The 11,401-nt window shown below is 39.5% G+C and carries 10 protein-coding genes; all 10 read right to left on the bottom strand.

The annotated features are described in order from the left end of the window. Positions 1-321: 321 nt before the first annotated feature. The 10 genes from BKK47_RS11445 to yiaK all read right to left on the bottom strand — a co-directional run bounded on the left by BKK47_RS11445 (position 322) and on the right by yiaK (position 11,096). On the bottom strand, positions 322-1,770 hold the full coding sequence (locus BKK47_RS11445) for an FGGY-family carbohydrate kinase (RefSeq protein ID WP_077494953.1): 1,449 nt from the start codon (positions 1,768-1,770) through the stop codon (positions 322-324). A gap of 12 nt (positions 1,771-1,782) precedes the next feature. Next, on the bottom strand, positions 1,783-2,670 hold the full coding sequence (locus BKK47_RS11440; RefSeq protein ID WP_077494952.1) for an SMP-30/gluconolactonase/LRE family protein: 888 nt from the start codon (positions 2,668-2,670) through the stop codon (positions 1,783-1,785). Between the two features lie 132 nt (positions 2,671-2,802). After that, entirely contained in the window at positions 2,803-3,912 is a 1,110-nt protein-coding gene (locus tag BKK47_RS11435; RefSeq protein WP_077494951.1) for an ABC transporter substrate-binding protein, read from the bottom strand. 17 nt (positions 3,913-3,929) lie between these two features. Next, entirely contained in the window at positions 3,930-4,976 is a 1,047-nt protein-coding gene (locus BKK47_RS11430) for an ABC transporter permease (RefSeq protein WP_077494950.1), read from the bottom strand. A gap of 60 nt (positions 4,977-5,036) precedes the next feature. Further along, positions 5,037-6,551, bottom strand: coding sequence for a sugar ABC transporter ATP-binding protein (locus BKK47_RS11425; protein WP_077494949.1), 1,515 nt, complete (start codon positions 6,549-6,551; stop codon positions 5,037-5,039). A gap of 167 nt (positions 6,552-6,718) precedes the next feature. Next, complete coding sequence (locus BKK47_RS11420) at positions 6,719-7,705, bottom strand: TRAP transporter substrate-binding protein (RefSeq protein WP_077494948.1); 987 nt, start codon at positions 7,703-7,705, stop codon at positions 6,719-6,721. A 75-nt stretch (positions 7,706-7,780) separates the two neighbouring features. Continuing rightward, positions 7,781-9,061, bottom strand: coding sequence for a TRAP transporter large permease subunit (locus BKK47_RS11415; protein ID WP_077494947.1), 1,281 nt, complete (start codon positions 9,059-9,061; stop codon positions 7,781-7,783). Continuing rightward, positions 9,058-9,540 (bottom strand): TRAP transporter small permease, encoded by a 483-nt coding sequence (locus tag BKK47_RS11410; RefSeq protein ID WP_077494946.1) that lies wholly within the window; start codon positions 9,538-9,540, stop codon positions 9,058-9,060. The genes BKK47_RS11415 and BKK47_RS11410 overlap by 4 nt, the downstream gene beginning before the upstream one ends. Before the next feature lie 9 nt (positions 9,541-9,549). Further along, positions 9,550-10,014, bottom strand: coding sequence for a NanQ anomerase/TabA/YiaL family protein (locus tag BKK47_RS11405; RefSeq protein ID WP_077494945.1), 465 nt, complete (start codon positions 10,012-10,014; stop codon positions 9,550-9,552). Positions 10,015-10,097: 83 nt separating this feature from the next. After that, the gene (gene yiaK / locus BKK47_RS11400) at positions 10,098-11,096 is read right to left on the bottom strand and encodes a 3-dehydro-L-gulonate 2-dehydrogenase (RefSeq protein WP_077494944.1); all 999 of its coding nucleotides are present in this window, start codon (positions 11,094-11,096) and stop codon (positions 10,098-10,100) included. Between the last annotated feature and the right edge of the window lie 305 nt (positions 11,097-11,401).

Raw genomic sequence — 11,401 nt, 5'->3', positions numbered from 1 at the left:
AGTCTGGCTTCGGGCACCATTGAATTACTCATAGTAGAATATAGTCGCAGTAAGCGGCTTTTTTTATACCTGTAATTTACAGACCAATTAAAAGATCGTGATTAGGAATAGTTGGACTGACCCATATATCTAATTCCTAAAATTAAAGATTTAACAGATTTATAAAATATCAACGAAATGTGTTCTTTTCTAAAAAGAAAAGCCTAACGGGGTTGTTAGGCTCTATACATTTCTTTGTTTTCGCAGATAATATTTATCCTAGTAAATCCTTCAGTTTTTTAGTCGCATTTTCATCTACTCCTAATTTATTTATCGTATAGATTAGGACAATGTTTTGAATGCCTCAACCAAACGGACATAGTTAGCATATTTTTCCTGATACGACCGATAGTTATCGGTATTGGGATAAATTTTCTGCATGTTGTCAGCCAGTTTAATTGGCGTTTCTTCCGTACTTTGCATTGCCATTAGCGCTGCACCTAAACAACCCGTTTCCTCCGTTGCGGGGATTTCTAACATCATTCCGGTTAAATCAGCCAGCATTTGTAACCATACATTCGACTTTGTTGGTCCACCGGTAACTCTGATAACATTGACATCAGGAAAGCGCTGTAACATTCGCTTTAAATGATACATTGTACTGAATAGTACACCTTCATAGACTGCTTGCATCAGGTGCATTTGAGTATGGTGAGATTGTATGCCGTAGAATCCTGCTTGCATTCCGAGCCCTGCATTAGAACCGTATAGAAAAGGAACAAATAGTACGGAGCTTGAGGCTGCTGGCAATTGTTCAATACCTTTATTAATTTGATGATAATCTAAATTCCATTGCTTGATAAACCATTCTAGGTTACCGGCGGATGTTGGGCTGGCTTCATGTACCAAGAATTTCCCTTTTTCCGCATAGCGTCCGTAAACGAAAGGGATAGTTTGATTTTGGTCAATATGAGCCGTAACACCGCTGACTACCGACCAAGTACCTAAAACCACATTAAGTTTTTTCTCATCATCCAATCCGGCACAAAGTGCGGTAGAAATGACATCAAATAATCCGCCTACTACAGGTGTACCTTCCATTAAGCCTGATAATTTGGCTGCTTCAGAGGTCACATAACCTGCAACTTGATCTGGTGCGATAATAGGTGGCATTTTCTCAAGAATTCCGGATAGTCCAAGAATTTCTGCAAGTTCATTTTCATATTTACCGCTTTCCATATTATATAAATTGGACTCGGAAATATTAGTTTCTTCGCAATGTAACTCACCGGTTAAACAAAAGCGAAGATAATCGTGTGACATCAATATTGAACCGATTTTTGCATAGCGTTCAGGCTCATTTTCTTTTATCCAACGTAAAATGGAAACAGGATGCCCAGTCCATAAAGTTTGTCGAGTGATCGGGTAGAGTTTTTCTGGTATCCCTTCTTGCTGCCATTGACGCACGATATTTAACGAGCGTTGATCGGAAGATAGGATTGCTCTACCAAGTGGCTTTTTTTGTTTATCTAATAAAAATGCACCTTTTCCTTGGGCGGAAATTCCGACACCTTTAATCTGCTTTGGGGTAACCTTGCTTTCTCTTATTGTTTGGCGTATGACTTCAGCACAAATCAACCATAATTGTGGCATATCTCGTTCTGCATAGCCTGCTTTTTCACTGATGACTTCAACACTTTTACGCATGCAAGCGGACATCTTGCCCTGTTGATCGAATAACGCGGCTTTAATAAATGTTCCCCCACAATCGATGCCAAGATAATAATTCATGCTGATTCCTTATTATTCAATAGTTAGTTTGTATAAGCTGTTGCTTGAGGTGATAAACAACGTTTTTTGATTATCCCCAAAAGTGCAGTTTGAAGTAGTTTTACCTACAATAAAACGCCCTAAATACGTTCCATCCGATAATAAAACGAGAATTCCGCTTTCACAGCTGCAATATATAACTCCCTGTTTGTCAATTTGTAAACCATCCGGAATACCCGGATTAATTTCTGCTACATTACGGCGGTTTTTTAAACGTTTTCCTTCCACATCAAAAACGACTAAATGATGCAATCCTTCTTTTTCAAATTCAACAACGGACATATCTGCAACAAAGAGTTGTTTTTCATCCTGCGAGAATGCTAAACCGTTCGGACGCATTACATTAAAAGTAGCAATATTGATTTCATCTGTTTTAGGATCGTAACAATAAACATAGCAACCGATAATTTCACTTGGTGATTTTTTTCCCTCTGAATCACTTAAAATACCGTATGGTGGATCAGTAAACCAAATTGTACCATCGGATTTTACGACAAGATCATTTGGGGAATTGAAACGTTTTCCTTCCAGCTTATCTACTAAAATTTGTACATTACCTTGTTTATCGGTTTTACTGATTGCCCGTCTGCCATGTTCGCAAGTAATCAGATTTCCTTCCATATCAAGGGTATTACCGTTAGCGAAATAAGACGGTGAACGTAATACTTGTGTACCGTTTTGTTTTGTCCAACGATACAGGGTGTTACCTTTCACATCACTAAAAATGACCGTTTGTTGTTGAGGTAACCAAACCGGGCCTTCTGCCCAGACTGCATTAGAAAAAAGCTCATCCAGTTGGAATTTCGTGCCAACTAAAGTGTAGAAACGTTCGTCATAAATTTCAGTTGTAAATATTGCCATATATATTGTTCCTAACGGTTTTTATCTGTAAAGCAGAAGGGGAGGATATAGAAAAACACAACGATTTTTGACCGCACTTTATCCTCATCCCATTTTATTTAGGATTATTCCCTTCTATTGAACAACTTTTCTTTATTTCACACCCCAAATGGTTTTATAAGCTTCTTTATAACCGTTTTGTGGGTCATAAAGATTTTTATCACCACCGTCAAAAGCGACATTTTCTTGAATAACAAGATGTGCCGGTGTGATATAACCGGATGGTTTTTCTTTAGAGAAGGCACGGTTTAATTCATCAACCAATTGCCAACCGTGTAAATTAAGTGGTTCCGGTACAGTAGCGAACTGTTTATCATTATTACGAATACGTTGATAAGCTGTCACGGAACCATCTCCGGCAGAAATGTTATATGGCATTTCCCCTTTATTGGCGGAACGTAATGAAGGTGACATAAAATCAAAATATAAGTCGTTGATTGCTAATGTATATTGCAAGTCATCACCATATTTTTGCAATAGACTGAACGTTAGGCTAGGCATACGGCTAGAGGTGTCTGCTAACGGTGTATCGATAAATTCTAATACGTTACAGTCTCGACATTTTTCAATAACCTCTTTCATCACATTAGCTTTACGCAAAGCGATTTCATATAATGAATCGGTCAGAATCACGACTTTTGCTTTTCCATCAGATTTTGCTACTGCTTGTAGAGCAGAAAGTCTGGCGATTTCATCAGAGTCAGACGTTACATTATAGAAAATATTGTATTTGTCATCAGGACCGGGTTGTGGAGAGGCGTGCCATGCCACTAAGGTAATGCCATTTTTATTTGCTTTTTGTAGTGGAATTTTTGCTACGTTTGGATTCCAACCACCAATGACAATAGCATCCGGTTTTTTTGCAATGGCTTGATTTAATGCGGCTAATTGGTTATTTACTGTACCTGCACCATCCAATACATCAAATTTCCAACCGGCAACGTTTGAGGCTTCTTTCATACCGTCAATTACTCCTAAAACACCACCGTTTTTCATATCAGATGCGATAAAGATAATGCTTTTACCTTGTTGTAGTTGAGGACCTGTTGTCGGACCATCCCACTTTTCCTGTTTTGCGGTTGCTGCAGCTACTTGTTTTTTAGCATTTTCAACGAAGGGATCATTAGCTAATGCGTTGTTTGTGAAAAAAATTGCAGCAAGTGTAGCGACTGCAGTTAAGGTTTGACGAAAAAAATGTTTCATAGAGAGCTCCTCTTGAGTTAGTTAGACACTTTCTTTTGGATGGATTTTTGGTTAAGCAAGCGTTTACGTTGTGCATAGCCTGCAATAGTGATGGATAACAAGAGTGTTGTGCCATTAAATAATGGTTCAACCCAGAATGCGCCACCAAATTGCTGAATACCTGAAATACCAATTGCGAGTATTGCGATACCGACAACCGTTCCCCACACATTAATTCGGCCTGGACGGATAGTAGTACTCCCTAAAAAAGCACCAACTAAGGCTGGTAATAGGTAGTCCATTCCCACACTCGCTTGACCAACTCCTTGTTGTGCAGAGATCAGTACGCCGGTAAATGCGGTGAGAACACTGGATACAACGAAAGGGACAATCGTATATTTTTTGATATTAATTCCATTGAGACGTGCTGCTGTTGGATTTGCCCCTACCGCATACATACAGCGTCCGGTTGGTGTATGTTCTGTGATAAGCCACATAATAACGGCGATGATTAATACGTAGAATGCGGAAATAGGAATTCCAAAAATTTCAGTGCTGTTTAGTGCAATAAAGCCGTCTGGTAGATCTCCGACAATTTGTCGTCCACCCGAGTGCCATAATGCCACGGCATACAATACAGTGCCAGAGCCGAGTGTTGCCACAAAACTGTCAATATCGGCTAAGGCGACCAAAACACCATTTAACAAACCGTAGAGGGCGGCAATGGCTAACACGATCAGAATAGCTACAGGCCAAGAAAAACCGAATTGTACTTGTAAAGTGATGACCAAAATATGCCATAGCACGATGCCGAAACCCACGTTTAAGTCGATTTTCCCGACAATCATCGTTGTTGTCGCGGCTAATGCAAGTAAGGCAATTTTGGATTTACTTTCCAAAATAGCGTTTAAAGTGAGCATCGACGCAAAAGAATTGGTAGTAAGTGAGAAAATAATCACTAACAACACACAAAGCCAGAGTAATCCATAACGAGTGAGCATTTGTGTAAACCACGCCATAACGCCATCACGGGAAATGGATACTGGTTGTTCAAGTGCGGTCGATTTTATATTAGTTTGAGCCATACAGCCTCCAAAGAAAATATAAGAGGATTGAACGGGAAAATTCTCACCCTGAATTTATTTTTATGTGGCTTTAGATTGGGAATCCGAAGCCAATGCAAGTAAATTAGCAAACGTAATTTGTTCGTTTTTTAATTCGCCGGTAATATCACCACGGTTAAATACTAGAGCCCGATTACATAAATGAGCAATTTCTTCAAAGTCAGTGGAAATCACGATAATTGCAATGCCTTCACCAAGCGCTTTATTGAGTAAATCGTAAATTTCTGCACGGGCACCTACATCGACTCCGGCTGTTGGGTCTTCTAAAATTAGGATTGGCGTATTTAGATGTATCCAACGTGCCAATACAATTTTTTGTTGATTACCTCCAGATAATGCGCTGGCATCAATAAATAGGTTCTTCGGACGAATATCGAATAATTGGAATTTGAACCAACTATCACTTAACTCGTCTTTGCGTTTATACCATTCGAGTGGAGAGTGACCGCTTAAAACCGGATTAATAAACAGATTTTCAGTTGTCGTTCTGTTCATAAAGACACTTTCGTGAGTACGATCACCGGCAACCAGAGAGATGCCTTTATAAATCGCATCTTGTGGAGAGTCTGCCAGATAAGGTTTATTATCCAAATAAATTGAACCTTGATCTAAATTGCGTAATCCGAACAGCAAACGACCGATTTCTTCCTGACCTGCACCGCGTAACCCGGCTAATGCAATCATTTCTCCTTTATGTAAATTAAAGGATACCGGGCCGGTATCACCGACAACTACGTTATCTAATCGTAGAATTTCATCAGTATTTTCAGGGAGAGGAACGCGTTGTTTACCACGACTTTCCTCGCCAACAATGGCTTTTACCAAGTCTTTAACGTCATAGTCTTTTGTTGCACCTTCTGCGACAGTAAAGCCATCTCGCATTACTAAAATACGATCAGATATGGCAATAACCTCATCTAAACGATGGGTTACATACACCATGCCCACACCTTGTTCCCGTAAACGGTTTAATACAACAAATAAATGCTCTACATCGCTTGCCGGCAGAGAGGCGGTCGGTTCGTCTAAAATTAAAACTTCGGCATTGACTGCAATTGCTCGGGCAATGGCAAGCAGCGCTTTTTCTGTTCTGCTGAGATCAAAGACGCGAGTATCAGCAGATAATTTAATGCCGACATAATCCAATGCCTGCTGGGCCTGTTTGTGGATTTTTACCCAATCAATCAAACCGAAACAGCGTGGAAATCCCATAACAAATGCCATATTTTCTGCAATAGTCATCCACTCGATTAAACCGAGATCCTGATGGATAAAAGCGATAGGCTGTTTATTAGAATTAGAAAGAGATTGTGCGGATTGAATTTTCTGATTATTGAATAAAATTTCACCTTCATCACAATGGTGGATACCAGCCAAAATTTTGATTAAGGTAGATTTTCCGGCACCATTTTCACCCAATAGCGCCACAATCTCCCCTTTATGAATATCAAGACTAACATCATTAACCGCAATGTTTCCACCAAAGCGCTTAATAATATGCTGCATACTTAATATCGGTTGTGTGTTTGAAGTCATATTTCCTCCATTTGAGGAATAAGTAACAAATATAAATCCAACTCGTACTTATTTACGTGTAGAAAAGTGCGGTTGTTTTTTCAATAGTTTTAAAATTTAGCGTCAGTGTGATGCCCAAACAGAAAACGGCATCACACTGGAATTAATATTAAACTTTAAGATAGGGATTATTGAGCCAATGCATCAATTTTATTAACTAAATCATCACCATGTTTTTCAACGAAAGATTTACGCACATTTGCTTCAATTACTGCTTTGAATGGTGCATTATCTACTTTATCAATCACTTCGATACCGGCTTTACGTAATTTTTCCACGATGTCTTTTTCGTTTTGTACATTCAGATCGCGTTGATACTGTCCCGCTTCTTTGGCTGAATCTAAAATTGCTTGCTGCAATTCAGGCGATAAGCTGTCGAATTTAGCTTTGTTCATTACTACGATGAGTGGAGTATAGCCGTGATTAGTTAAACTTAAGTATTTTTGTACTTCGTAAAGTTTCACCGACCAGAAAATACCGATTGGATGCTCTTGGGCATCTACGGCGCGAGTTTCAAGTGCGGTGTAAAGTTCTGATAATGGCATTGGTACAGGATTACCGCCCAATAAACTAAATGCTTGAATATACATTGGGTTTTGATTAGTACGTATTTTTAATCCTTTAATATCTTCCGGTTTATTAATCGGATGTTTGGAGTTGGAAAATGCACGGAAACCCACATCCCAAAAAGCCAGTCCTTTTAATCCTTGTACTTCAAGATCTTTTAATAAGCCTTGACCGATTTCACCATCCAGCACTTTATAGACGTGTTGGCGATCTTTAAAAATAAATGGAATATCAATTACGTTTAATTTCGGCTCTAAGCCAGTAAAGTTCGGTGAACCGGACATTTCCAAATCAATTGTACCACCACGTACAGCACTGATCATAGTTTGTGCATTACCTAATGTGCTATCCGGAAAAAGGCTGAGTTTAAGCTCGCCTTTTGTTTTTTCTTTTAATAATTCATTGAATTTTTTGGCTGCGATATGTTGAGTATCACTGCGTGGTGCTTCATAGCCGAAACGTAGTGTCGTTGAGGCACTTGCACTGCCGGCAAATATAGCCATCCCCGCCGTCAATGCGATTAAGGTTTTTAGATTGAAAAATTTCATATTGTTTCTCCTATATAAATTAAGCGTTTTTCAGTGCTGCAATATAAAGCAATTCACGACAGCCTTATTCTCATTTTATGCCGACATCCAATTCAGAGGCTCGGTAATTAATGATGGGACGAAGATAAAAATGAATAGTAACGCTATCATCATTAACAAATAAGGTAGGATTCCCTTTGAGGACTGTTCAAAAGGTAATTTTGATACGCCGGTAATCACATTGAGTACATTGCCTACGGGCGGTGTAATTAATCCGATAGAGGTGTTCAGGATAAACAGTACACCGAAATATACAGGATCAATTCCGGCTTCCTCAACTAACGGCATTAATACTGGAGTTAGTATTAATACGGTTGGCGTTAAATCCATTACCATACCAATAACAAATACGGCAATCATAATGATGATTAATAGCATTGTCGGATTATCAATGAGCGGTTCTAACAATTCTGTCATCGCTTGAGGAAGTTCAGCAATGGTAATTAACCAACCGGTGACGTTTGCGGCGGCAACTAAGAACATAACAACTGCCGTTGTTTTCGCTGCGGCTAAAATGACAGGATAGAGATCTTTTAGTTTTAACTCGCGATAAATAAACAGTGAAACGAATAAGGCGTAGAATGCCGCTACCGCCCCCGCTTCGGTTGGAGTAAACATACCGGAACGGAATCCACCGATAATAATGACCGGTAACATAAGTGCCCAGATACTGTTTTTGAAAGAAATACAGAGGTCTTCCCGAGTTGCTTTAGAAAAGGTCATTAAATCCAAGCGTTTTGCCTGCCACCACCATAGTGTTGCGAGGCATACCCCCATCAAAATACCGGGGAAGATACCGGCTAAAAATAATTTAGTGATAGACACGCCGCTTGCAACGCCAAAGATGATAAATGGAATTGACGGCGGAATAATTGGTGCAATAATCCCCGCTGTGCCGATTAAGCCTGCTGATTTGTCTATCGGATAGCCTGTGGTTTTCATCATCGGTAATAACATTGCGGCAACGGCCGCAGTATCCGCTACCGCAGAACCGGAAAGGCTTGCCATAATCATTGCGGCAAGAATGGCAACAAACCCTAGCCCGCCGCGTTTATGACCGACCAGTTTCATCGGTAAATCAATAATGCGTTTGGATAAACCGCCTTCATTCATAATTTCACCGGCAAGAATGAAGAATGGAATTGCCATTAAAGAAAAACTGTCTGCACCGCTAACGATTTGTTGGGCAAGAATTTGGGCGTCAAATAAATCCAAATGCACCATTAAAGCGATACCGCACACCAACAACGAAAACGCAACGGGAATACCGAGCATAATTGAACCTAGTAAAACGGAAAGGAAAATTACGACGGTCATTGCTCTTCTCCTTTAATTAAAAGGATTAACGTGGACATAAAACGCACCAAGATTAACATTCCGAATAATACGCCGGCGATAACACTGGCGAGATAAGTGATACCGGTTGGAATGCCGGAGATGGGGGCGATATTATTGATATTTAATTGAAATTGAACCCAACTCCCTTTTACGATTAAATAACAGCAGAAAAACATTAATACATCGGTAAAAAGAGAAAGGATTTTACGTTTTTTGATGGATAAACGTTCGGTAAGCATAGTAACGCTAACATGTTGGTTCTCACTAAAGGCTAGTATTGCCCCTAAGAATGTTAGCCATACAAATAAATAGCGGGAAACTTCTTCAGTAATGTTAATACTACTGTTGAAACCGTAGCGTAAAATTACGTTAAGAAAGACTAAGCAAGACATTATGCTGAGTATAGTTACTACTAACACTTCAAGTAGCTTACCGGTATAAATCGCGAGAGATTTCATCATTCGCTCCTAAAGTTCACTAATGGCAATTTTTACGACGACTTTACGTATTTTTTCCGATTGACCATCCATAGAAGCGGGGCGATGAATATCTTCAGGAAAAAAGACAGCAAAATTGCCCGGACGCATGATCAGTTCTACTTCATTCTGCATATCGGTATAGAATAAAATATCACGCTCTGTATCATAATCTTTTGCAATCGGGTTATTACCTAAATCTGAGGCAACGCCAATCCGCTCTTTGCCGGAATGGAGATATTGCACATCAAGATATTGACGGTGAACTTCCGGTAAAATATCAGATTTGTCTTTTGTTTCTAAATCTAATACTTGCGCATAGATTAGATCACCTTTAATAGGATAACGTCCTGTTTCCATACTATCGAAATGAGTCGAAGCCAAATAATCCAAGGCGGTTTGGATCGCCACAGGATATTCTTTCTTATTAACTTTAGATATATGTCCAAAAAACATAGATACCTCGTTTATGAAACTCAGTAAAAATTGACCGCACTTTTTATGTATCGGTGATGTAAAGAATCACAACACCAACACGGCTACAGTGATTTTAATTTTGCCCAAACCGTATCATCTACCGGAATACCGTTTGCTTTATTGTCAGCCAGGATAGCTGTGAATTCATGACCCGGTAAGCGGACTTCGATATTTGGATCGGCTCGCTCGGCAGTTTTCACATATTCTATAATGCGTTGAAGTTTGGCATCTTTAGTTGCTCCGTCAATTAAACGATCCACTTCGATCGCAATAAATACTTGAGAAACGCAGTATTCATCATCTTTATCTTCTGTTACTGCTGCGGTAGATTCACCATTAGAGAGTAATGTTGCAATCATATCCAATACAATAGACAAACCTGATCCTTTCCAGAATCCCATTGGTAGTAGACGGCGGTTTTTTTCTACCGTTGCCGGATCACGGGTTAAATTTCCCTCATCATCAAAACCGGCATCCACAAAAGTTTGACGACCCGCCAAGCGATGAACTTCAAGCATACCGTAGGAATACATGGAACAAGACATATCTACCATCGTTATTGGGCTTGTCGGAATGGCAATAATTAGTGGGTTGGTACCGATACGGCATTCTTTCGCCCCCCAAGGTGGCATCACGGCTAACGCATTTGTCCAACAAATACCAATGTAGCCTTTTTCTGCCGCTTGCCATCCGTAACTACCGCCACGCATCCAGTGATTCGCATTACGCAAGGCGACCACGCCGATACCATGCTGTTGGGCGATTTCCATTGCACGATCCATCATTTTTTTGGCTGTTAGATTACCAATTGCTTGATGTGCATCCCATTGTTCAATAGCACCTAAAGAAAGTACTTTGGTTGGCTCGGCTTCAGGCACGATATCCCCGTTTTCCAGCTGCTGAATAAAACGAGGAAAACGATTTACCCCGTGTGAATATGCACCTGCTTGAGTCGTATCGGCAAATAAACCGGCACAATCTTCGGCGATATCTTCACGCATGTGACGTGAAAGCAAAATACGTTTAAATTCGGCTTTTAATTCATGGTAAGAAACTCTCATGGATACCTCTATATTTCATATGGTGGATTTGCATTTCATAATTTAAGATCTCAACACTATAATGTCAATAAATGCATGAAATAATAAGTCTATTAAAATCATTGAGTTATATACTATTTTTGGAATTTGTGATCTTGATCACAATGTATGGAAATAAAATTTCAATATGTAAAATGATATTATTATAATGCTGGCATTAATAAAAAATTTACTCGAAAGGATAGGTAATATGACAAGTGAAAAGCCAAGTGGAAATCAGAGTTTAATTCGCGGATTGCGCATTCTTGATATCTTAAGCAATTTTC

This window comes from Rodentibacter mrazii, from assembly GCF_001998825.1.
Classification (GTDB): Bacteria; Pseudomonadota; Gammaproteobacteria; order Enterobacterales; family Pasteurellaceae; genus Rodentibacter; species Rodentibacter mrazii.
The sequence above is the reverse complement of the archived record's forward strand: the minus strand, read 5'-3'. Positions and strand labels throughout refer to the sequence as shown.

Coding starts and splice junctions, on each gene's coding strand:
- BKK47_RS11445 (WP_077494953.1), bottom strand. CDS start 1,770: ATGAATTATTATCTTGGCATCGATTGTGGGGGAACATTTATTAAAGCC.
- BKK47_RS11440 (WP_077494952.1), bottom strand. CDS start 2,670: ATGGCAATATTTACAACTGAAATTTATGACGAACGTTTCTACACTTTA.
- BKK47_RS11435 (WP_077494951.1), bottom strand. CDS start 3,912: ATGAAACATTTTTTTCGTCAAACCTTAACTGCAGTCGCTACACTTGCT.
- BKK47_RS11430 (WP_077494950.1), bottom strand. CDS start 4,976: ATGGCTCAAACTAATATAAAATCGACCGCACTTGAACAACCAGTATCC.
- BKK47_RS11425 (WP_077494949.1), bottom strand. CDS start 6,551: ATGACTTCAAACACACAACCGATATTAAGTATGCAGCATATTATTAAG.
- BKK47_RS11420 (WP_077494948.1), bottom strand. CDS start 7,705: ATGAAATTTTTCAATCTAAAAACCTTAATCGCATTGACGGCGGGGATG.
- BKK47_RS11415 (WP_077494947.1), bottom strand. CDS start 9,061: ATGACCGTCGTAATTTTCCTTTCCGTTTTACTAGGTTCAATTATGCTC.
- BKK47_RS11410 (WP_077494946.1), bottom strand. CDS start 9,540: ATGAAATCTCTCGCGATTTATACCGGTAAGCTACTTGAAGTGTTAGTA.
- BKK47_RS11405 (WP_077494945.1), bottom strand. CDS start 10,014: ATGTTTTTTGGACATATATCTAAAGTTAATAAGAAAGAATATCCTGTG.
- yiaK (WP_077494944.1), bottom strand. CDS start 11,096: ATGAGAGTTTCTTACCATGAATTAAAAGCCGAATTTAAACGTATTTTG.